The sequence below is a fragment of the Serratia sp. LTN-2 genome (assembly GCF_059740205.1).
The window spans coordinates 20,993-43,086 of record NZ_JCAXDO010000001.1 but is presented as its reverse complement, the minus strand read 5'-3'; the positions used below and the strand labels follow the sequence as shown (position 1 = coordinate 43,086).

At 56.6% G+C, this 22,094-nt stretch carries 20 protein-coding genes and 4 pseudogenes; 5 read left to right on the top strand and 19 right to left on the bottom strand.

Annotated features, from left to right (window positions below):
• Window positions 1-7: 7 nt before the first annotated feature.
• Complete coding sequence (locus AC6BYQ_RS00225) at window positions 8-1,726, bottom strand: penicillin-binding transpeptidase domain-containing protein (RefSeq protein WP_025159737.1); 1,719 nt, start codon at window positions 1,724-1,726, stop codon at window positions 8-10.
• 107 nt (window positions 1,727-1,833) lie between these two features.
• Window positions 1,834-3,759, bottom strand: a complete 1,926-nt coding sequence (gene mrdA / locus AC6BYQ_RS00220; RefSeq protein WP_498056049.1) for a penicillin-binding protein 2 — start codon at window positions 3,757-3,759, stop codon at window positions 1,834-1,836.
• 295 nt (window positions 3,760-4,054) lie between these two features.
• Here mrdA and AC6BYQ_RS00215 point away from each other — a divergent pair, with 295 nt between their 5' ends.
• Window positions 4,055-4,336, top strand: coding sequence for a YjcB family protein (locus tag AC6BYQ_RS00215; protein WP_498056048.1), 282 nt, complete (start codon window positions 4,055-4,057; stop codon window positions 4,334-4,336).
• Window positions 4,337-4,361: 25 nt separating this feature from the next.
• On the opposite strand, the gene AC6BYQ_RS00210 is transcribed toward AC6BYQ_RS00215, so the two are convergent.
• Complete coding sequence (locus AC6BYQ_RS00210; protein ID WP_019456317.1) at window positions 4,362-4,811, bottom strand: MarR family winged helix-turn-helix transcriptional regulator; 450 nt, start codon at window positions 4,809-4,811, stop codon at window positions 4,362-4,364.
• Window positions 4,812-5,064: 253 nt separating this feature from the next.
• Here AC6BYQ_RS00210 and AC6BYQ_RS00205 point away from each other — a divergent pair, with 253 nt between their 5' ends.
• Window positions 5,065-6,264 carry a multidrug efflux MFS transporter gene (locus AC6BYQ_RS00205; RefSeq protein ID WP_498056047.1) on the top strand — a complete coding sequence of 400 codons (1,200 nt, stop codon included), beginning with the start codon at window positions 5,065-5,067 and terminating at the stop codon, window positions 6,262-6,264.
• A gap of 171 nt (window positions 6,265-6,435) precedes the next feature.
• On the opposite strand, the gene AC6BYQ_RS00200 is transcribed toward AC6BYQ_RS00205, so the two are convergent.
• The 4 genes from AC6BYQ_RS00200 to AC6BYQ_RS00185 form a co-directional block, all read right to left on the bottom strand.
• Entirely contained in the window at window positions 6,436-6,927 is a 492-nt protein-coding gene (locus AC6BYQ_RS00200) for a nuclear transport factor 2 family protein (RefSeq protein WP_019456318.1), read from the bottom strand.
• Between the two features lie 9 nt (window positions 6,928-6,936).
• The gene (locus AC6BYQ_RS00195) at window positions 6,937-7,389 is read right to left on the bottom strand and encodes a MoaF-related domain-containing protein (RefSeq protein ID WP_498056046.1); all 453 of its coding nucleotides are present in this window, start codon (window positions 7,387-7,389) and stop codon (window positions 6,937-6,939) included.
• Window positions 7,390-7,699: 310 nt separating this feature from the next.
• Window positions 7,700-8,134, bottom strand: a complete 435-nt coding sequence (locus AC6BYQ_RS00190) for a VOC family protein (RefSeq protein ID WP_498056045.1) — start codon at window positions 8,132-8,134, stop codon at window positions 7,700-7,702.
• Window positions 8,135-8,151: 17 nt separating this feature from the next.
• Window positions 8,152-9,021, bottom strand: a complete 870-nt coding sequence (locus tag AC6BYQ_RS00185) for a helix-turn-helix domain-containing protein (RefSeq protein ID WP_019456321.1) — start codon at window positions 9,019-9,021, stop codon at window positions 8,152-8,154.
• A gap of 178 nt (window positions 9,022-9,199) precedes the next feature.
• On the opposite strand from AC6BYQ_RS00185, the gene AC6BYQ_RS00180 reads away from it, so the two are divergent.
• Entirely contained in the window at window positions 9,200-10,117 is a 918-nt protein-coding gene (locus AC6BYQ_RS00180; RefSeq protein ID WP_063919433.1) for a DMT family transporter, read from the top strand.
• A gap of 53 nt (window positions 10,118-10,170) precedes the next feature.
• Window positions 10,171-11,067: a PhzF family phenazine biosynthesis protein gene (locus tag AC6BYQ_RS00175; protein ID WP_498056044.1), complete on the top strand. Its 897-nt coding sequence runs from the start codon at window positions 10,171-10,173 to the stop codon at window positions 11,065-11,067.
• 441 nt (window positions 11,068-11,508) lie between these two features.
• Here AC6BYQ_RS00175 and AC6BYQ_RS00170 read toward each other — a convergent pair whose 3' ends face one another.
• The 10 genes and pseudogenes from AC6BYQ_RS00170 to AC6BYQ_RS00125 form a co-directional block, all read right to left on the bottom strand.
• Window positions 11,509-11,871, bottom strand: a complete 363-nt coding sequence (locus AC6BYQ_RS00170) for an SMI1/KNR4 family protein (protein WP_498056043.1) — start codon at window positions 11,869-11,871, stop codon at window positions 11,509-11,511.
• A 35-nt stretch (window positions 11,872-11,906) separates the two neighbouring features.
• Window positions 11,907-12,069 (bottom strand): annotated as a pseudogene (locus tag AC6BYQ_RS00165) (RHS repeat-associated core domain-containing protein); the annotation flags it as partial.
• A gap of 44 nt (window positions 12,070-12,113) precedes the next feature.
• On the bottom strand, window positions 12,114-12,779 hold the full coding sequence (locus AC6BYQ_RS00160) for a hypothetical protein (RefSeq protein WP_498056042.1): 666 nt from the start codon (window positions 12,777-12,779) through the stop codon (window positions 12,114-12,116).
• Window positions 12,780-13,037: 258 nt separating this feature from the next.
• Window positions 13,038-13,451, bottom strand: coding sequence for an NTF2 fold immunity protein (locus AC6BYQ_RS00155; RefSeq protein ID WP_498056041.1), 414 nt, complete (start codon window positions 13,449-13,451; stop codon window positions 13,038-13,040).
• Window positions 13,452-13,819: 368 nt separating this feature from the next.
• Window positions 13,820-14,530, bottom strand: a pseudogene (locus tag AC6BYQ_RS00150) (RHS repeat domain-containing protein); the annotation flags it as partial.
• Window positions 14,531-14,593: 63 nt separating this feature from the next.
• Window positions 14,594-15,037, bottom strand: a complete 444-nt coding sequence (locus AC6BYQ_RS00145; protein ID WP_498056040.1) for a DUF6386 family protein — start codon at window positions 15,035-15,037, stop codon at window positions 14,594-14,596.
• 8 nt (window positions 15,038-15,045) lie between these two features.
• A complete protein-coding gene (locus AC6BYQ_RS00140; protein ID WP_498056039.1) occupies window positions 15,046-15,222 on the bottom strand; it encodes a hypothetical protein in 177 nt (58 codons plus the stop codon).
• A gap of 248 nt (window positions 15,223-15,470) precedes the next feature.
• Window positions 15,471-15,857, bottom strand: a pseudogene (locus AC6BYQ_RS00135) (RHS repeat-associated core domain-containing protein); the annotation flags it as partial.
• Between the two features lie 89 nt (window positions 15,858-15,946).
• Window positions 15,947-16,213: an immunity protein TriTu family protein gene (locus AC6BYQ_RS00130; RefSeq protein ID WP_498056038.1), complete on the bottom strand. Its 267-nt coding sequence runs from the start codon at window positions 16,211-16,213 to the stop codon at window positions 15,947-15,949.
• A pseudogene (locus AC6BYQ_RS00125) lies at window positions 16,198-17,139 on the bottom strand (RHS repeat domain-containing protein); the annotation flags it as partial. The pseudogene AC6BYQ_RS00125 and the gene AC6BYQ_RS00130, both read right to left, overlap by 16 nt.
• Between AC6BYQ_RS00125 and AC6BYQ_RS00120 the strand changes: the two are divergent.
• Window positions 17,089-17,229, top strand: coding sequence for a hypothetical protein (locus AC6BYQ_RS00120; protein WP_498056037.1), 141 nt, complete (start codon window positions 17,089-17,091; stop codon window positions 17,227-17,229). The pseudogene AC6BYQ_RS00125 and the gene AC6BYQ_RS00120 overlap by 51 nt on opposite strands.
• A 72-nt stretch (window positions 17,230-17,301) precedes the next feature.
• Here the strand turns inward: AC6BYQ_RS00120 and AC6BYQ_RS00115 are convergent, their stop codons facing one another.
• Together AC6BYQ_RS00115 and AC6BYQ_RS00110 are read right to left on the bottom strand one after the other, a co-directional pair.
• Complete coding sequence (locus AC6BYQ_RS00115) at window positions 17,302-17,832, bottom strand: hypothetical protein (RefSeq protein ID WP_498056036.1); 531 nt, start codon at window positions 17,830-17,832, stop codon at window positions 17,302-17,304.
• Between the two features lie 16 nt (window positions 17,833-17,848).
• The gene (locus tag AC6BYQ_RS00110; RefSeq protein ID WP_498056035.1) at window positions 17,849-22,072 is read right to left on the bottom strand and encodes an RHS repeat-associated core domain-containing protein; all 4,224 of its coding nucleotides are present in this window, start codon (window positions 22,070-22,072) and stop codon (window positions 17,849-17,851) included.
• Window positions 22,073-22,094 lie beyond the last annotated feature (22 nt).

Here is a 22,094-nt window from a genome sequence, read left to right as displayed (position 1 = left end):
CCGCGGGTTAGCTCTTGACCGACGACACCACGTTGAGCGGCTGGGCGTCCGGCAGGATATTCATGTGCTCCAGCACCTGGGCCATGATCTTGCCGAACACCGGCCCGGCCACCGAACCGCCGAAGTGTTTGCCGGCTTTCGGGTTGTTGACCATCACCACCAGCGCCACCTGCGGATCGCTGGCCGGCGCCACGCCGGCGGTATAGTTGATATACCCGCCGTCGTATTTACCGCTCGGGCCCATTTTCTCGGCGGTGCCGGTTTTGATCGCCAGCCGATAACCCGGCACCGCGGCGTTCACCCCGCTGCCGCCCGGCAAGGCGTCGCTCTCCATCATATGCACCACGGTTTTCACCGTATCGGCCGGCAGAATACGTTGCCCCATCACCGGCGGCGTCACCTTGGTGATCGACAGCGGCCGATAAACGCCGAAGGCGCCGATAGCGGCATACTCGCGCGCCATCTGCAGCGGCGTCACGCGCAGGCCATAGCCGAAGGAGAAGGTGGCGCGTTCGATATCCGCCCAGCGTTCGCGATGCTGCGGCAGGTAGCCGCTGCTCTCGTTGCCGATGCCGAGCTCGGTCGGTCGCCCCAGGCCAAAGCTGCGGTAGACCGCCGGCAGCACCGTGGCGGGCAACGCCAACGCAATGTGCGATACCGCGATGTCGCTCGATTTTTGCAGCACGCCGGTGATGGTCAACTTCGACCAGTGGCCGACGTCTTTGATCAGGTGACCGTTCACCCGATACGGCGTAGTGTCCAGCACGGTATCCGGCCGGATCAGCTTATGCTCCAGCCCAACCATCACCACCACCGGTTTCACAGTCGAGCCCGGCTCGAAGCTGTCGCTGCTGCACACGTTGCGAATATCCTTCGCCGGGGTGCTGCCATAGTTGTTCGGGTTGAACGACGGGTAGCTGGCCATGCCGAGGATCTCGCCGGTGTCGATCTTGACCAGCACCGCACAGCCGGAGTCGGCCTGGTTAGCCACCACGCCGTCGCGGATCTGCGCATAGAGCACGTACTGGATAAATTTGTCGATGCTGAGCGTCACATTCGGCGGCGGCACCGGATCCACGCTTTTAAGCACGCCGATCACCGCACCGCTGCCGTCCTTCTGGTAGACCCGCAGGCCGTTTTTACCCTGCAGCAGCGGGTTGAAGCCCAGCTCGATGCCCTCCAGCCCCTGATTGTCCTGGCCAACGATGCCGATCAGCCCGGCGGCGTCCTGGCCCATCGGATAAAAGCGGCTGAAATCCTGCTCGGTGCTGACGCCGGTCAGGTGCAGCTTACTGATGTAGGCAGCGTTATCGTCCTCCACCTTGCGCGCCAGGTAAACGAAGCGCTTGCGCGCGTTGCTCTGGATCAGGTGCTGGATGTCCGCCAGCGGGATCTTCAGCACGTTGGCCATGCTCTGCCAGCGCTCGTTGCTAGTGTCGGTCTGGGTATCGAGAATGTGTTTCGGATCCAGCACGATGTCTTTGGACGACACGCTGACCGCCAGCGCCTCATCGTTGCGATCGGTGATCATGGCGCGGTTGGTCGGCACCACCTGGGTGCGGATCGAACGCTGGTCAGCCTGGTCCGCCAACTGCTGGTGTTCCAACAGCTGCAGATAGCCGACCCGGAACGCCAACAGAAAAAAACAGACCAGCATGCCGGCGCAAATCCAGCCGAAACGAACTGTGGAATAGGTTTTACCGCTCTTTTTGGTCGATGGCGCCACTGTTGTGTTAACCCTGCGTTTTTATTCGGTTTATGGTGTTATTTCAGTCTACATTGCCGGAAATGGTCAGGAGATTGCAGTTTGTAAGAAAGTAAAAACAAACCGCATCACCGTTGCACATCCGCACTGTCGTTTAACTGCGGTTTACTTTGCGCCGGGTCGCCGGACTGCGGCGCGTTGGCCGGGTCGAAAATGTGGTCGAGGATCGCGCGCGCGGTCGGCCCCGCCACCACGCCGTCGCCGCCGCCGTTTTCCAGGATCAGCGCCATTGCCACCCGCGGGTTTTTATACGGGGCGAACAACGTATAGAAGATGTGATCGCGCAGCCGCACCGGGATCATTTTGGCGTTGTAGGTTTGGTTTTGCTTCAGGCTGAACACCTGCGAGGTGCCGGATTTGGCGGCGATCTGGTAAGGCGCGGTATGGAACAGCTTGTAACCGGTGCCGTTCGGCAGGTTGGCCATGCCGTACATGCCGTTGCGCACGATGCCCCAGTAAGGCGAGTTGGGATCGCCAATCTGCGCCGCTTGCGCCGGCGGCAGGTAGCGCGTCACGCGGTTGCCCTGCTGCAGCGAATACAGCAGATGCGGCGTTTTCACCTGGCCGTTGTTGAGCAGCGTGGTCAGCGCTTTCACCATCTGGATCGGCGTCGCCACCCAATACCCCTGGCCGATGCCCACCGAGACCGTATCCCCCTGATACCAGCCCTTTTTGTGCACCTTCAGCTTCCAGTCGCGGCTCGGCAGCACGCCGCGGTACTCTTCGTTCAGATCGATACCGGTCGACTGGCCGTAACCGAACTGGCTCAGCCAGTGGTGAATGCGATCGATGCCCATCTCATAGGCCACCTGATAAAAGAAGGTGTCGGCGGACTCCTCGATCGCTTTGGTCACGTTGAGCATGCCGTGGCCGGTTTTCAGCCAGTCGCGGTAGCGGCGTTCGGTGCCGGGCAGCGTCCAGGTCGGCGCGCCGAAAAAGGTGGTGGTGGGTGTGATCACCCCGGCGAACAGCGCCGAAACGGCCATGTAGGGCTTCACCGTGGAAGCCGGCGGATACAACCCCTGGGTGACGCGGTTGATCAGCGGCAAATCCGGGTTGTGCAGCAGCGCTTTATAGGCCTGGTAGCCGATACCTTTGACGAAGGGGTTGGGATCGTAACTGGGGCTGGAGACCATCGCCAGGATACCGCCGTCGCGCGGGTCTTCCACCACCACCGCGGCGCGTTGCCCCTTCAGCACCGATTCGATGTACTGCTGCAGCGGCAGATCCAGCGTCAGATAGATGTTTTTGCCGGCCTGCGGCGGCTGCTCCTTCAGCAAGCGGATCACGCGCCCGTGGTTATCCACCTCCACCTCCTGATAACCTGTGGTGCCGTGCAGTTCGGACTCGTAATAGGCTTCGATGCCCTGTTTGCCGATATTGCGGTCGGCGGCGTAGTTCTCGCTCAGGCCGGCCTTGTCCAGGCGCTTGAGATCGCTGTCGTTGATCTTCGACACATAGCCCAGCACGTGCGCCAGCTGGGCGCCATAAGGATACTCACGCTGCTGATAGGTATCGATAGTCACCCCGTCGAAACGGTATTGGTTAACGGCGAAGCGCGCCACCTCGGTGTCGTTCAGCCCCGCCTTCAGCGTGACCGGTTTGTAGCGGCTGTTGTGGTGCATATCGTCGCGAAACGCACTGATGTCTTCCGGCGTCAGATCGACGACCGGCGTCAACGCCCGCAACAGCGCCGCCATGTCGGCGACTTTGCTGGGCGTGACTTCGATACGATACAGTGTCACGTTTCGCACCAGCGGAATGCCGTTGCGATCGAAGATCAGCCCGCGGCTGGGCGCGATCGGCAGCATCTTGATGTCATTTTGATTGGAGCGCGTCTGATAAAAGCCGTGCTGGCGAATTTGCAGCCGGTAGAGGTTGACGATCAGCGCGCCGAAACAGACGACGACCAGCGCCAGCGCCACGGCCGCCCGGCGGATGAACAGCCTCTCTTCCGCAGAGTGGTCGCGAATTTTTTCTTTTAACAGGGCCATGCGGTGCCGGTACCTTTTGCGTCACATTTCCCCGCAAAATCAGGGAACTGAAAAGCCGGCAAGCATAGCGTTATCGGGCGCGCCGCCCCATGAAAAGGTTGCTAATGAAATGGCATAACTGTTTCAGCATATTGGAATGTTACCGGCGGCGATTTTTTCACCGCGCTCCCCATTGAGCCGCCGTTCACCCCAATGCTACAATGTGACCCAAATCACATTATTCCCGTTATTCCCCTCCGCATCTCCCTGTCGGCGCCCTGCCGGATGCGGCTTTTGTTACATAGGATCGAGTTCGATGAGTACCATTGCCACCGGTTTAATCATGATGCGCTGGGAGTTGCTGAGCGCCGTGATGATGTTCTTCGCCAGCCAGTTAAACGTCGTTTGCCGTAAAACCAGCCGCAATGGCATGGCGTTCATGTTCAGCAGCCTGGGCCTGTTTACCGCCTGCTGGTTCGTGATGGGGCTGATGGGCACCCATCTCACGCTGGAAGCCTTCACCCAATTCTGGTCGTCGGCCTGGGATCGCTACGTAGACGTGGTCAGCACCATGCCGGTCGATTGGCCGATGCCATAACCTCGCCGCACGGGCGGCCCGGCGATTATTCCGCGTCCGTTGGCGGCGCCGCCGCCAGCCGCGCCATCAACGCCCCCGCTTCGATCAGCTGCGCCTGTTCTTGCTCCGTTAAACAGCTTTCCATCGCCGCCAGCAACCACGCCTCGCGCCGGGTGCGGCTTTGCTGCAGCAGGCCCAGCCCGGCAGGGGTCAAGCGCACCCGCACCCGGCGTTTGTCTTCGGCATCCGGCGTGCGCACCAGCAGCCCGTCGGCCTCCAGCTCCCGCAGTGCGGCCGCCAGGTTAGAGGAACGCATACGCTCCGACTCCGCCAGCAGCGACGGCGTCGCCTCGCCGCCATGGCGATCGATAGCTCCCAGCAGCATCAGCTGGGCCCAGGATTTTTCGTCGCTGCGCGACTCGCGCCGCAAACGGCGCACCAGCGACATTAACTGCGTGCGCAACAGCGTCACGTCTTCAGGATGATCTTTTTTCATTGGCATCAATCATAGCGTTCAGTTTATCCCTACCTTCACACCGCCGGATCGCGCGGTGCCCTTCCTGGCTACCGCGCCGCTCTGGCTTAATCTAGTTACCTATGATAATATAGCTATTAATATATAGCAAAAAAGACACTGCAGCCGGCAGAGTTACGTTTGCTCACGCATTTGCCCCTCGCCGACTAGTTCGCAGTGTTATTATTATTTTGCTTAATAAATCCCTCCTTATTCAACGTGGTACGATAAGCCGATGGAAGCGTGGAAAGTCAATCTGATCTCGGTCTGGCTCGGGTGTTTCTTCACCGGGCTAGCGATGAGCCAAATCCTCCCTTTTCTGCCGCTGTACGTCGAACAGCTCGGCGTCAGCGATCATCAATCCCTCAGCCTGTGGTCCGGGCTGGTGTTCAGCGGCACCTTTTTGGTCTCGGCGGTGGTGTCGCCGCTGTGGGGCAGCCTCGCCGACCGCAAAGGCCGCAAGCTGATGCTGCTGCGAGCCTCGCTGGGCATGGCGATCGTCATCGCCCTGCAGGGGCTGGCCACCAACGTCTGGCAGCTGTTCGCGCTGCGCGCCCTGATGGGGCTGACGTCCGGCTATATTCCCAACGCCATGGCGTTGGTCGCCTCGCAGGCGCCGCGCGATAAAAGCGGCTGGGCGCTGGGCACGCTCTCTACCGGGCAGATCTCCGGCGTGATCGCCGGGCCGCTGCTGGGCGGACTGATGGCCGACCATCTGGGGCTGCGGGTGGTGTTTTTCGTCACCGCCGGGCTGATGTTCGTCAGCTTCCTGGTGACGCTGTTCCTGATTAAGGAGAGGCGCATCACGGTGAAAAAAGCGGATCAGCTGAGCGGCAAGGCGGTATTCCGTTCGCTGCCTTATCCGACGCTGATCGTCACGCTGTTCGTTTGTACCCTGATGATCCAGCTGGCTAACTCGTCCATCAGCCCGATCCTGACGCTGTTCATCCGCGAGCTGTCGGGCGACGTCAGCAATATCGCCTTTGTCAGCGGCATGATCGCCGCCATGCCCGGCATTGCGGCGCTGATCTCGGCGCCACGCCTCGGGCGGCTCGGCGATCGCATCGGCACCGCGCGCATCCTGATCGCCGCGCTGCTGTTCACCACCGGCCTGTTCGCCGTGATGGCCTGGGTGAATACGCCGCTGCAGCTGGGCATTCTGCGCTTCCTGCTGGGGTTCGCCGATGGCGCGCTGATGCCGGCGGTGCAGGCGCTGCTGCTGAAGTATTCCTCCGATCAGGTGACCGGGCGCATCTTCGGCTATAACCAATCCTTTATGTACCTGGGCAACGTGGTCGGCCCGCTGCTGGGATCGGGCATTTCGGCGATGATGGGGTTCCGTTGGGTGTTCGCCGTCACGGCGGTATTGGTGCTTTGCAATGCGCTGCAGCTGCGGCATCAGTTCAAAAAAGTGGAGAATCAACGCGCGGGATAACGGGAAATGCGGGGAAACGCCTCAAGCAGTGGTGGGACAATGACGCCCATCAACCGTGCCACCACTGCCAAAGGCGGCCGTAGCCTACTCGACGCGGCGGTCATTTCCTATTTATGTAAGTAAATAAAGTGTTACGGGCATGTAGAGGGCCGCCGCAGCGGCCCTTGCGGATCAGAACATGGTATTGTCGTTGGCCGATTTTTCCGGCACATCCTGATTGACGTCCCAATGCTCGGTGATTTTACCCTGATCGTTCACCCGATAAATATCCACGCTGGCGGTGCCGCGATCCTGCGGGTTATTTTGGTATTTGACGTGAACATAGACCAGATCGCCATTGACCGCGCTGCGGTAGATTTTGGCGCTGTACTGCGGATTGTCTTTAAAGGTCTGGCTGAAGAAATCCAGGAACGGCTTGATGCCGTCGCCGACAAACGGGTTATGCTGCTTGTAGTTCTCCACAATCAGCTTTTGCGCCACGCTGATATCGTGACGGTTGAAGAAACCTGCGTACAGGTCTTCCACCACCTTCAGCTTTTGCTGAGCATGATGATAACCGCCCTTGCCGGCCGACTTGTAAGACGCCGCCTGATCCGTTGACAGCGCCGGGTAACTCGCCAGCAAACCGCCGACGATCGCACAGGTGATCAATGCCTTTTTCATAACTGCTCCTTATTTTCCTGAGTGACCTACGATTTTCAGCTGCCCTTTCAGATGGGTGAAGCTGCCGTCCTTGGCGGCGATGTTGGTGTACACCTCGCCACGCTCAAAGTCCTCGACATGCGTCACGTTGTCGCCGGACTGCGGTTCATGCCAATAGACCATATAGACCTTCGGCCGAATCTCCACCGCAGTGTACTGCACGGTATCGGTGATGCCCTGCGACGCTTCGCCGATACCGGTGAAGGTCATGGTCTTGTCATCGGTAAAATCCAGATTGAAGGCGAAATCGCCGAAGGTCACCTGCACCACTTTACCGACCGCAATAAACTGCCCGTGTTTTTCCGTCATCGTCGCCGCCTTACTGTTAGTCAGGGAGGTTTGCGCCGCCGCAGCGGCAGGCAATGCCAGGGGGAAAGTCAGGGCTATCGCCAACGCGATGCCCGTTCGCTTCACTGTTTTCATCGTTCCTTCTCCTTTCCATGGTTGAAAACGAGAATCATTATTATTTCTTAACGGTTGGCGGAAATATAAGAATAATCTCTATTCCCATCAGGCACCTGGCGGCAAAAAAAGCGGGCGAAAAATCGCCGTAAAATGGCATGGCAATAGCGCATTCTGGCCATTGGTTTTTACGCAATGAACGGGATTACTGCTTTCAGGAAGGGAAACCACTCGGGGATTTGATGGGTCTATAGCGCAGATCGCTTTAAGCTAATGCGTATTTGTTCTTAAGCCGCCCATCGCCGGAAAATGGCGGCGAACGGCGTGGCGTTTAACGCAGCCAGGGCGTATAGGTAACGCCAACCAGCAACCCTTCCGGGCTGAGTAAACGGGTAACGCTCTGGCCCCACGGCTCTTCGCGATTGGCGACCAGCAGCCGATAACCTCGGTCGATCAGCCCCTGGGTGGCGGCCGCCATGTCGGCCACGTCAAACTCGATCCATGCCTGCGGCACCGTGTGATCCGCCGGCCAGCGGTCGGTGCCAAAGCAAGACTGCGCCGCCTGCGCCAACGGCCACAGGGCGAAATGCTTCACGCCGTCCAGCGCGCCCGGCTCCGACAGCAGATAGGTTTCGTTGCCCGGCATCGGTTTGAGCGGCAGCCCCAGCGCCTCGACATAAAACGCCTTGCTCTCGCCGCTCTCACGCGCGATCGGCCCGAATCCGGCGACAAACAACACGCCCAGCCCGGCAAATTGTTGATCCATGCTGCTCTCCCTTCCGGTTAACGCCCCTGCCGCACCTGCAGCGGAGCAAATCCATAGGCCGCCTTGAAGCGGTTGCTGAAATGGCTGGCGGAGCTGAAGCCGCACGCCAGCGCGATCTCGGTGATCGGCTGTTGGCTGTGGCGCAACAGCTGTTCCGCCCGTTGCAGCCGCGCGCGCATCACGAACTGATGTGGCGCCAGGCCGGTTGAATGTTTGAACATGCGGGCAAAATGGTATTCGCTCAACCCGGCCTGCGCCGCCAGATCGGCCAGTAACAAAGGCCGATCGAGGTGGCTTGCGATATATTCCCGCACCCGCTTGGCCACTGCGGGTGCCAGGCCGCCGCGCGCCGGCGGCAGCTTCCACTGCAGCTGGCTGTAGCGCTGGATCAGATGCGACATCAGCAGGTTCGACGCGCTGCTGAGCGCCAGCAAATTGGCGCTGTCGCGCCAGTCGCAGTTGAGCAAAAACTGGCGATACAGCAGCGTGATCTGCGGATCTTCGCCGAAGCTGCGCTGCTCCACGTTGATCGCCGCCGGGCTGCGATCCCAGGTCTGCTCCGCCAACTGCCGCAGATGGTCATCGGTGCAGTACAGATGCACGAATGACAGATCGCTGCGCACATCCCAGGTGGAAGCGTACTGGCGCGGCATGATGCAGAAGCGATCCGGCCCGCCGCCGTTGCGCCAGCCGCCCGGCACCTGCTGGTAGCACTCGTAGCCGTCGGCGACGTACAGACTCAGGGTATGGTGATCGGCGCTTTCCTGCGTGACGCGATCGTTGCAGTTGGACCAGGCGGCCAGCTCCACGCCGGTACCCAGCAGCACGCTGCCGTGCAACCGCGCCTTGTGTTCGCGCAGTGTTTCAAACGCCTGATAGTTGGACATCGCCGGCCCCGTTGTTCGACATGCCGACAGTGTAAAGAGTGGCGCCTCGGCATGCCAGCCGCCGCCTCGCGCTTTTACCAAAAAAAGCGCAAGAATATGCAACTGGGCGCAAAGCGCTGCAAGCGCCGCCGCGCGCCAAAGCGGATACTGCGCTATCGGTTTTTTCGGAGTAAAGAACATGAATGCGCTGTTGTACCTCGCCGTGGTGCTGATTTGGGGCACCACCTGGATAGCGATTACCCTGCAACAGGAAGGCCCGGTGGCCATTCCCGTGTCGATCGCTTATCGCTTCGCCATTTCCGCTGCGGTGATGTTCGCCGTGCTGTTGTTAACACGCCGCCTGCGCCGCATCGCCCCGCGCGATCATCTGTTCTGCGTGCTGCAGGGCTGCTGCGTGTTCGGCTTCAACTTCTTCTGCTTTTACCACGCAGCGGCTTATATCAGCAGCGGGCTGGAATCGGTGATCTTTTCGATGGCGGTGCTGTTCAACGCCCTCAACAGCCTGCTGTTTTTCCGCCAGCGCCCCAGCCCCAACCTGCTGCCGGCGGCGCTGCTGGGTTTGACCGGCATCGTGGCGCTGTTCTGGCAAGATCTGGCCGCTACCCGCATGGCACCGGAGCTGCTTAAAGGCATCGGCCTGAGCGCGCTCGGCACCTACGGCTTCTCGCTGGGCAACATGATCAGCACGCGCCATCAGCGCCGTGGGCTGGATATCTTTTCCACCAACACCTACGCCATGACCTACGGCGCGATGCTGATGGCATTGATCGCCCTGGCGCAGGGCGCATCGTTCCAGATGGAATACAGCAGCCGCTACATCGGCTCCCTGCTGTATCTGGCGATTTTCGGCTCGGTGATCGCCTTCGCCGCCTACTTCAGCCTGCTCGGCCGCATCGGCGCCGGCGCAGCGGCCTACAGCACCCTGCTGTTCCCACTGGTGGCGCTGACCATCTCAACGATTTACGAAGGCTACCAGTGGCATTTCAACGCCGTGCTGGGCCTGTGCCTGATCCTGTTGGGTAACCTGGTGATGTTCGCCAAACCGGGGCTGAAATGGCGACGGGCGGGTATCTCAAAACAAAACTCAACCCTTTGAAGCCATTGCAAATATCGTTATCATCAGGTTTTGTTGATAACGGATGATGGCAAATGCTCAGAAGTGATGATGTGACACCCCGCGCCTACCAACAGGTGGACGTTTTTACCCGCACGCCGCTGCAGGGCAACCCCGTGGCGGTGGTGCTGGAAGCCGAAGGGCTGAGCAGCGCACAGATGCTGGCACTGGCCCGCTGGACCAACCTTTCGGAAACCACCTTTGTGCTTAAACCGACGCACCCGGCGGCGGATTATAAGGTGCGCATTTTCACCACCGAAAAAGAACTGCCCTTCGCCGGCCACCCGACGCTGGGCACCGCCCACGCCCTGCTGGAAGCTGGATTGACGCCTAAACGCCCCGGAACGGTGATGCAGGAATGCGGCGTCGGTCTGGTGGCGGTCAATATCCTGCCGGAAGGCACATTGGCGTTCGCCGCGCCCGAAGTAGAGTTCCGCCCAATGGCGGCCGAAGAAACCGAACGGTTAACGGCCGCTTTACGGCCTGCAGTGATTGCAGCAGGCACCCCGCCGGTGATTGCCGAGATGGGCATTCGCTGGCTGATGGTGCGCCTGCCGGACGCACAGTCCTGCCTGGCGGTGGCGCCGGATCAGGCCACGATTAAACGGCTGCAAACGGCTTGCGATGTGGATGGCGTGGTGGTTTATGGCGCCAGCTCCGCAACCGAGCCGGCCGATTACGAAATGCGCGCGTTTATGGTGGAATGCGGCGTTTTGATTGAAGATCCGGTAACCGGCAGTGCCAACGCCTGCCTGGCGCGCTTGCTGCAGGCCAGCCGCTTCCCCGACGGCGGCCGGACCGCGCAGGGCTACCAGGTGCGCCAGGGCACCCAACTTAATCGAGATGGCCGCGTGAGCGTGCGCTTTATTGACGGCGAACCCTGGGTCGGCGGGCACTGTCGCACCCTGATTAATGGCACGGTGGGTATTTAGTTTTGGGGGGATGTAGGATAAGGAAGGAGTTGGATATTTGGAGGGATATTTGCCCCTATCGGATCGCGATTCATGAATTGCTAAAAACAAAGCTTTCCTCTGCCAAGTTATGTTCTTTCCTATGTTGCACTTCCCAGTCAAAGTAGCCATCAGGCTGTTTGGATTCTACACCTTTCAGCCAATACTGTTCACCATAAGCTATCTTTTTCAAACATGTTAATAATTACCCGCCTAAGCTATAAATTGCACCACTTACTTCCAATAACGCACTGTTCAAATTAGTGTGAATTTGAAAACCATTACTTCCAACGGAAGCCAGAAACCATTAATTTACGGGCTTATCACTTACAACGAAAATAATAATATCATAAAAGTTTAAAACCCACAGGCATAGTAAAGGCCGGGGCAAGCATTAATCCATCGATCTTACCATGAAAATAATTACATGCGTAAACTGTAAAGATCTTTTCCTTCTTCATCTATATCCAAACTGCCAAGCGCACCTAGGTCTAAGCTATATATCTTATCACTACCATCACTTAGGTTTACAACATAACCCAAATCACCATCCTGCCCTATCAATAAAAAGTCAGGCACCGAGTCTTGAATAGCATATGTATCATTACGCTCAACTAGATCTTTATAATTAAAGATATAGAGGGCCTCTCCATTTTTCTTTGTGAATTCATATGCGTCAGAACCACCCACTTCCTCCGATAAAAATTTCTTATATAACACAGGGAATTTACACCCTATATCACTCTCTATTTTACCGAGTTCTTTTAAAACATCATCTTTATTCACAAAAATCTCCGCATGAAAAATAAAGTCTAGATATCAGCCACGTCGATCACCTCCAGCGGTGCGCTGTTCAGTTCGGTGTAATACCAGTAAATATCCGCCGAGCGGCTGTCCCTGCGCCGGATCGTAGCTCCAGCTGCGGCGGCTGCCGTCGTCGCGCAGCTCCTGTAGCAACCGGTAGCCCTGCCACAGGAAGCATGTAAATAACTAAAGTCGCCCTGCCAATTAAGAATCACCTTAATATCCTAGCGAGGATATACAACTACCTTTCCCTTATCGTTATTAAAATAAATTTCACTAATCTTACCATCGTCATAAACACATGATAAAATAACATATGGTAAAGGAGAGTAATTACTTACCGTCAATATACTATCGATTCTCCCATCTTTATAAAAGTAATGATAACCAGATACATTACCATCATCATTTGCAAAAAAAGCTTTAGATGGCTGTCCTTGAGAGTTTAAAAAAACTCTACTTATAGCCAAATAGTTCCTCTTTACACCCTGTCTTATTTCAAGAACCTCATCACCATCTCTAATGACATAAGATGTATCCGCTACAACTCCTTTTGAGTTATAGCTATATATTTTATTTATATGGTCATCATTTGAAAAATAGCAATATGCATTACTTTTGCTCTTAGGCTCTTTGCTCAATATTCCTCCAGTTTTAAATCCGGTTAACTCATTGTAAAATGGAATAATACTAAAGGCATTAGTTTTAGACCACGATACAACCTTTGGCTCCGCATGGCTAATCGAAGATATCTTTTCAGCTAATAGCTCTTCATTCAAAAAAAGAGACCGCACTTCATCTAAATTAGCCCTGATGTTATCAGCTATTTCTTTCATTTTTATCACTATAGTAAAGGAGTAAATTTTGGCACAGGCCTCTTTCGTCGCCATGATATTACCCGGCGTAGTTAACATACATGACAAGCTTCTTTAACACGCTACCGCACATGCCGTTACTGGTTTAACAGCTAATAGGTTACAGGTACCGACTCGATGGTATGGTGGCATCAAGTAGTCCTGTTTCGTGGTGTTCTATCAACCTAAAGGCGTCGCGCTAACCGGACCAGCACAGGTTGCCTCCCTTCACGGCTAGGATCATCACTCTTGCTACGCCAAACTACCTCTTCAAAAAAGAGTCGTTATTAAAAATCAAAGGTAGCACTGTTTCCATTTTTCAATACCATTATCGTCATCAAGCCACTCTTTTTTATCAATACGCCATTCATCATTTTTTAGATGCAGGGTATATCTATATTTATTTTTAAATCCCGTATGTTGTTGAGTGACAAAAACCGCCTTGTTTTTGTTTATTTCAAAGCTTAGCACCTCTTCGCCAGGAGAATATTCTGGTGGTTCACTACAAGATAGGGATGTTTGACGACCTTGCTTCCTTTCCTTCACCGCACAGAACTTATTGAATATCTCATCAAGTTCATCTTTCAACACAACCTTAATATTTTCCGAGTCATCTGCAGAAAGCAGTAGATAGCATCTCATTTCCCACTCATTCATCTTCATTATGAAATTAGTTAAAACATTTCTTGCTACTTCTACCGTTTCCATAACTCACCCCTATCAGTTCGTAAATATTCGGCCAAGTACTTTTTGACCGTTTTGGAATACATCGTACTGTATCGATGTTGGTCTTGCACCACCATTAGCATATTTGAAAGTCCATTCAATATCGACCGCACCTTGCTTATTTACAAATTTACGAACCGAGTCCTCAAATGTCCTATACTGCCCACGATTCACTCCTGGTAACTGCGGGAATACATTGCCCTTTCCACCTTGGCCCCCAGCACTTTTGCTAATATATGCCCCGCATCATCTGTCTGATATCCATAGCCCTCGCAGCATCACGAGCACTCGTATTAACTGCAGTGCCTGTTTTGAGATCTGCTGGTGTTACAGTTGCCTTGGCTGAGAGTATTGTAGTGCAGACCGCTTTCGTCGTCCTGATATTGCCCGGCGTAGCGCAGCGGCTGCTGATATTGCGCGCCCTGCCGCTTCGCCGCGCCGGCCACCGTCTGGCCCTGCAGCTTGCCGAAGGTGTCGTATTGCCCGGACCAGCACAGGTTGCCCGCCGCGTCGGTCACTTCCAGCGGCGCGCTGTTCAGATCGGTGTGATACCAGTAAATATCTGCCGAGCGGCTGTCGCCCGCCTGCTCCAGCGCCGCCAGTGGGCTCCACGGGCTGGCCGGATCGTAGCTCCAGCTGCGGCGGCTGCCGTCGTCGCGCTGCTCCTGCAGCAACCGGTAGCCCTGCCACAGGAAACGGGTCGTCTGTTCGGTTTTGCCCTTGTAGCGCACCGCTTTGCGGCTGCGGCGGCCCAGCGCGTCGTAATGGTACTGCGCCTCGAACTCGCCCTGCGGGCCGCGGCCGTGCGCCTGCACCAGCCGGTTGTCGGCGTCGTAGCGGTAGTGCTGTTCGTACAGGCCGTTACGCCGGCTGATCAGGTTGCCCCAGGCGTCGTAACGATAAAACAGTTTTTGCCAGTGCGTCAGGCGGTTGTCGGCGATCGGCGCCAGCGGCAGGTGCGCGTCGATGTCACTCTGCGGGCTGCGCTCGCCCAGCAGGTTATCCGCCAGATCGTACACCAGCCGCGCGCCCGGTTTGCCCTGATTGGGTTCGCGGTGTTCCTTTCAACGAATTCCCCTAAAATAAAAGAGGGTCATTGTTGACATATTGTAAAAAAGTACAAATCAGATCCTAATTAATGCACTCTCTTCATTTTTATTTTCACTACTTTTAATAAATGAAATGACTATATCGAGACAGTCTCTTCTAAATCTTACTTCGTAATTTCCTATATCCAAAATCAAAAACTCACCTGATATATAGTCAGAACCGTCAGGTTCAAGATCACCACCGCTAGTATCTTCCCCTGCCCCAACAAAAACCTTTCCTGAAGGCACATTCAAAAATAACGATTTGTAGTTCTCACTTATGTTATCAACAACTCGAACCGTATACTGACCGTCCTCACCAAGATTCAAAAACAACACGTTACCTTTATTTACTTCTTCCAGTTCATCCTCTGGAATGCTCCACCAATCAGCATCGTCGCTAACTCTATGTTTTAAAGACACCAAATCAAAAATTGACAAGGTCGCAGTATCTGTTGTGAAAGAGAAAGTCTTATTCATACACCCCCCTACTGAAATATTATTTCACTAATTCGGTCGCCCGGTTGGAGACCGGCTTTTCTACCCGCATTTTTTAAAGAACTACCAACACTTTTATTTATTGATTCGTTGAGCATTTGTAATCTTTGTGTTGGTGAACCGCCAACAATCAAATCTACTGGATGATCTGCATTCAGTTTTGTCAAGTCTGGCGCTTGACCAAACATTCGTTCATAACGAGCCGCAACTGCCTGTCGATATGAACTTTGCACCGAAGAAATTCTAACATCATGAGTCCCAGGAGACCAAACCAACTCACCACGCTGTGCCGCTCTATTGAGTGCATTTTGCTTTTTCGTAAACTGTCTTTCAAGATAGCTTCTTCCGCATTAGTTAAATTAGAATTGCTCAGAATTTTCGGTTTATTTACGGTTAAAGAAGTACCTGATGAACACGCACTCAGCCCCAGCGGATCCACCCACATCAGCGGGTTTGGCGCATACTGATACAGGTTCAACCCACCTTCCAACCCTATCGGATCCTGCGTGGTGAAACGCCCCACCTCGGGTTCGTAGTAACGGAACAGGTTGTAGTGCAGGCCGCTTTCGTCGTCCTGATATTGCCCGGCGTAGCGCAGCGGCTGCTGGTATTGCGCGCCCTGCCGCTTCGCCGCGCCGGCCACCGTCTGGCCCTGCAGCTTGCCGAAGGTGTCGTATTGCCCGGACCAGCACAGGTTGCCCGCCGCGTCGGTCACCTCCAGCGGCGCACTGTTCAGATCGGTGTGATACCAGTAAATATCCGCCGAGCGGCTGTCGCCCGCCTGCTCCAGCGCCGCCAGCGGGTTCGCTAGGTCGCTATTTAAAAGCCATCAGTGCATAAAGACGAGCATTTAAAATTAGTAAATCAAACTCAGATCAATAATCTTTATAACTAAGTTCTAAGCAACGATACAAACTCTTTAAATGCTTCTATTACAGCTTCCTCGCCTGATAATTCTCTTCGTTCATTAATTATATAGTTCCCGGTTTCAACATCAATGATCTCCAACATACAAGATGCATCATCCCACACCGTAAAACGCGCAATCTTCGTATCATCATCTATATCAACAACCAGACTATCTGTAAAATCATTAGCATTGTACTTAACTTCATAATGGCTATTAGATAAGATCCAATCACTTATTTTTTTGAGCATGTTGAAATTCCTGATTCTGTTTTATGAGCCTTAACCTCAATGTTTTTCACAGTCGGCATTTCTGGTACTGGTAGCCCCTTACGTTTGGCTAATCTCCCCTCCAACGAGTCAGGACCAACTATTTTGGCCCAGCCTTCGTTGGTCTTGATTAAAGATCGTTCGGGCACTTCGAATTCAACGTACATAGTACCCGGTTTAGCTTGTTTTCCAAACGCATCAATATTTGCAGGTGATGCTACATGGGTTGTTCCCGTTGTGCTTTGCACAACCTTACCTGTGGAAACCATTTTTTCGTATTCTGCCGGTCCCATCCAGCGACCAACAGTAACCTCAGTCAACCCAAACGGATCCACCCACATCAGCGGGTTCGGCGCATACTGATACAGGTTCAACCCACCACGCAACCCTATCGGATCCTGCGTGGTGAAACGCCCCACCTCGGGTTCGTAGTAGCGGAACAGGTTGTAGTGCAGGCCGCTTTCGTCGTCCTGATATTGCCCGGCGTAGCGCAGCGGCTGCTGATATTGCGCGCCCTGCCGCTTCGCCGCGCCGGCCACCGTCTGGCCCTGCAGCTTGCCGAAGGTGTCGTATTGCCCGGACCAGCACAGGTTGCCCGCCGCGTCGGTCACTTCCAGCGGCGCGCTGTTCAGATCGGTGTGATACCAGTAAATATCTGCCGAGCGGCTGTCGCCCGCCTGCTCCAGCGCCGCCAGTGGGCTCCACGGGCTGGCCGGATCGTAGCTCCAGCTGCGGCGGCTGCCGTCGTCGCGCTGCTCCTGCAGCAACCGGTAGCCCTGCCACAGGAAACGGGTCGTCTGTTCGGTTTTGCCCCTGTAGCGCACCGTTTTGCGGCTGCGGCGGCCCAGCGCGTCGTAATGGTACTGCGCGTCGAACTCGCCCTGCGGGCCGCGGAGCCGGTTGTCGGCGATCGGCGCCAGCGGCTGGTGCGCGTCAATGTCGTTCCAGAGGTTTATATAGACCAGTTCATTCTTATTTTTAAAGAACCTGCCTCATAACCTGATTTTTTCTTTACCCCCCTTATTTTTCTCAATTTAAAAAACATTTTCCATTAGAAACCAGACACTTCATTAACATTGTGAAAACTCAATATTCACCCCTTCCTCATTACATAAATCGACAAATAGTTGAGAGACAATCATTCGCTCACAAAAGACACTATCTCTCGCTATAAAGAAATCTTTATCACATTTATAGGCAGGAATATCGATTAGTTTAGTGCCATTAATAAGTTCCCTAAACGTTGTTCTTTCCTCGTCAATAATTGGAAGGTAATTATTCACCTTACATAAAGACAGCGTTTCACTAACATTTTCCACAGTACACTTATAGAAGGACATTTCAGATGCAATTCTACGTTCAAATATAGATACCGCTCTCTGTGAAAAAACTGGGACTCCGATATTGGCAGGAAAATAATCTGAAACTATCAGTTTATCACTCCGCATAGTACTTTGTACTTTACCTTTTGGTAGTGAATATGAGAGAAACTTACCATCCCCTTCATTCCAAATGAAAAAGCTTGATAATCTTGACTTTGGGTCTGAGAAGTCAATAACTCCATTTCCCAATGAGAAGCTACTAATAGTATAGATGTTCATGCCCTTATCCTCGTAATCAAGCACATGTAAGCTTTCCTGTTTTAAATCCTTTACGAGCCTCATGCTGTAGGTTCAATACTTCATTTTGTATTCGTCGATAATCCCATTTTTCTTTATTTGCAACTCTCTCCAAAGCATCTAGTTTTGACTTCATCATTTCATTATATATTGCATGCTCTTTTGTCCAGCCACGATGAAGTCCCAAGTCCGGATTAGGATCTATTCCTTTTGCAACAGGAAGTCGCATCATATTTGATGCACCATTAATACTCATCCCTGATTGCACAAAAACAGGATGATTCCTAAGTGAGTAAGGAATCAAATGCTGACGTTGGTACCCTTGAGTGGTATCCATCCACGAAGGGAAACGATCTAAACCTAGTGGATCTACCCAAGCTAAAGGATTTGGCCCATAAGCATATAAATTCAGCCCACCTTCCAACCCTATAGGATCCTGCGTGGTGAAACGCCCCACCTCGGATTCGTAGTAGCGGAACAGGTTGTAGTGCAGGCCGCTTTCGTCGTCGTGGTATTGCCCGGCGTAGCGCAGCGGCTGCTGGTATTGCGCACCCTGCCGCTTCGCCGCGCCGGCCACCGTCTGGCCCTGCAGCTTGCCGAAGGTGTCGTATTGCCCGGACCAGCACAGGTTGCCCGCCGCGTCGGTCACTTCCAGCGGCGCGCTGTTCAGATCGGTGTGATACCAGTAAATATCTGCCGAGCGGCTGTCGCCCGCCTGCTCCAGCGCCGCCAGTGGGCTCCACGGGCTGGCCGGATCGTAACTCCAGCTGCGGCGGCTGCCGTCGTCGCGCTGCTCCTGCAGCAACCGGTAACCCTGCCACAGGAAACGGGTCGTCTGTTCGGTTTTGCCCTTGTAGCGCACCGCCTTGCGGCTGCGGCGGCCCAGCGCATCGTAATGATACTGCGCCTCAAACTCGCCCTGCGGGCCGCGGCCGTGCGCCTGCACCAGCCGATTGTCGGCGTCGTAGCGGTAGTGCTGTTCGTACAGGCCGTTGCGCCGGCTGATCAGGTTGCCCCAGGCGTCGTAACGGTAAAACAGTTTTTGCCAGTGCGTCAGCCGGTTATCGGCGATCGGCGCCAGCGGCAGGTGCGCGTCGATGTCACTCTGCGGGCTGCGCTCGCCCAGCAGGTTATCCGCCAGATCGTACACCAGCCGTGCGCCCGGTTTGCCCTGATTGGGTTCGCGGTGTTGCAGCAGGCGGCCTTCGGCGTCGTAACCGTAATGCACTTCGCCGCGCAGCGCGTCGCTCACCCCGGCCAGCTCGCCGCGGCCGGTGTAACGATAGGCGCGCCACAGCACGCCGTCTTCCGGCCGGGTCAGTTTATCGTGGCCGAAGGCGCTGCTCTGCCAGCTGCGGCGGCCCATGGCGTCGTAACGCCGCTGCTGCTGCAGCGCGCCCTGGCTGCGGCCGGTTTCCCGGTGCAGGCGATCGCGGGTGAATTCGCTCACCACCTGCTGGTTGAATTTGATGGCGCTGGCGTGGCCGGAGCCGTAATACAGCCACTGCAGGCGATCGCCCTGCGGCAGCGTCAGCGCCTGCAGGTTGGCCAGTGCATCCCATTGGTATTGCAGTTCGCCATTCACGCCCTGCTCGCCGAGCAACCGCCCGGCGGCGTCATAGCGCATCTGCACGCTGTCCGGCTCGATGCCCAGCGCCACGCCGCTCGCCGTCGGCAGGCGGTTCAGCTCGCGCAGCCGCCCCATGGCGTCGAAACGGTAATGCCATTCCGCGCTGGCGTTGCCGCGCCAGACCAGTTGCCCGGCCTCGTCGAAGCGGAAGCGCTGTTCGCGCTGCGTCAGCTCGCCTGCGCTGCCCGGCAGGCCGACCTCGCGGTGCTCCTCCAGCAGCCCGGCCGCGCCGTAGCGATAATAGTGGCGGGTGTCGTCCGGGCGCTCTTCGGCCAGCACGCGGCCGACTGCGTCATAGCTGAAGCGATATTCGCCGCCGTTGCCGTTCTCCAACCGCGTCAGCCAGCCCTGCGGGCTGTAGTGATAGCGCCGGGTGCGGTTGATGCGATCGGTGATGCTGACCGGCAGCCCCAGGGCGTTGTACTGCCAGTGGGTCAGGCTGCCCAACGCGTCCTGATGTTCGGCCAGCTGGCCGTGCGCATTCCAGTTAAAGCGCTCTTCGCCGCCGTCCGGGTGGATCAGAGTGTGCAGGCGGCCGCCGTTATCCCACCGGTAATGGGTCTGATGGCCTTCGGCATCGGTCTGCGTCGTCAGTTGCCCCAGCGCATCGTAGGTATAAGCCGTGACGCTGCCGGAACAGTCGGTGTAGCGCGTCAGTTGGCCGCGGGCATCCCACTCCAGCTTCACTTCCCCGCCCAGCGCGTCGATCACACTAGCGGGCAGGCTCTCTTCGTCATCCGGATAGCGGTACAGCGTGGCATTGCCCAACGCATCGTCATAGCGCGTCGGGCGCCCCAGCGTGTCCCAGTGCTGCGCCTCGCTGCTGCCGTCCGGGTACGCGACGGCGAACAGCCGGCCGCTGTTGCGCGAATATTGATAGCGCGTCACGCGGCCAAGCGGATCGGTCTCCGACAGCAGGCGGCCGTAAGGATCCCATTCGCTCTGGCGCTGCGCGCCGCCGGGCAGCAGCACGCTGCACAGCTCGCCACGTTGGTAGATAAAACCGTAGCGGCGCTGGTCGAAATCGGTGTACTGCGCCACGTTGTCGTCGTCATCCAGCCGCCACTCCGCCCGTTTGCCGTCGCCGCGCACCGCACTGCGGCGCCCGCCGGCGAAGTCGTAACCGAACTCAAGGGATTCCCCGGCGCTGTTGCGGTAGGCCGTCACGCGCGGCACGCCGTCGATCTCTTGCCATTGGTATTCGTTCAGCAGCCCGGCGGCGTCCAGGTGGCTGATCATCAGGCCGTCGCGCCAGCTAAAGCGCCGCGTCACCTCACCGGCGCGGTTGCTCACCGTCGTCAGCTGGCCCTGCTCATCGTAACCATAACGCGCCAGCGTTCGTTCACCGTCGGCGGTTTGCAGCGCCACTTCGCGCAGACGGCCCTGTGCATAGCGGCACATCAGGCGCTGCCCGGCGCTGTCCACCAGTTCGCTCAGCAGCCCCTCGTCGTCGTAGAACAGCGAGGTGGCGTTGCCGATGGCGTCGGTGATCATGCTGAGCCGGCTCGGCTGGTCGCCCGCCAGCGGCGGGTAGTGGAAAATCTGTTCGCCGACGTCAAACAGCTGCCAGCTGCCGTCGTCGTTGTGCATCAGCCAGCATTTTTCGGCTTCGCAGTAGGTTTTATGGCCGCGCGGCACCTGCGGGAAAGCGACGAAGTCGCCGGAAGGCGCACGCCACACCAGGCCGTCCTGATACGGCTGCAGGCTGCTCTCCCAGAACAGGTTCCAGCCGCGGCCCAGTACGCTGTCGCCGGGGTTGCCGCTGCGCCAATAGCGCTGCCAGGCGACCGGCAGCCGCGAAGGCAGCACGAAATCGAGATCGTCTTCGCCGTCGAGGAATTTTTGGCCGCTAACGATATCCACCGGCCGGGCGATAATGCCCACGGCGGCGGTGGCGGTCATCAGCGTGCCGGCGCGGCAGGCGATGCGCGCCAGTTTGTTGATGCCGGGCAGCTTGCCCAGCAGTTTGCCCAATGCCCCCAGCTTACCGGCGGCGCCGCCCACACCGCCCACCAGGCCGGCGAACAGCAGCGTCAGATCGGAAACCTTATACAGCCAATCCGGCACTTCGGGCTTGATCGGCAAGGTGGTGACGGTGCCGCCACCGATAAACACGTTGGGCGAGCCTTCCATCACCTGCGCGTCGCAGTTGGTTTTGTCCCCCACGCGCGAGGCGGGCTGGCCGTTGATGCTGACCTTGTCGGAGCCCTGCGCCATCTGCATGCTCGGGCCGTCGTCGCTGCAGGCTACCTGGCTGTTGGTGGCGAGCGCGGCGGGTTTGCCGTTGATGAAAACGTTGGGGGAGCCGGTGACGATATTGCCTTTGGGAGTCAGGCTACCGGCACCGGCATCGGCAATGCCGTCGCGCGCCGCGGTGGCCGCCTCCCCGGTGAGATACCCCACCGCCAGGCTGGCGCCGATGAGCAGCACGCCGACGCCGATACAGGAAGCCGCCAGGCCGGCGACGAACAGCGCCCCCGCTGCCACCGCGCCTGCGGCGGCGATCAGGCCGCCGACAATCGTGCCGGCAATCATGCCGGCCAGGGCATGGGAATGCCCGATAATATCGCCGACGCGAGCCGCTTCGGTCATCGTAAGGTCCTTTTACGTGAAG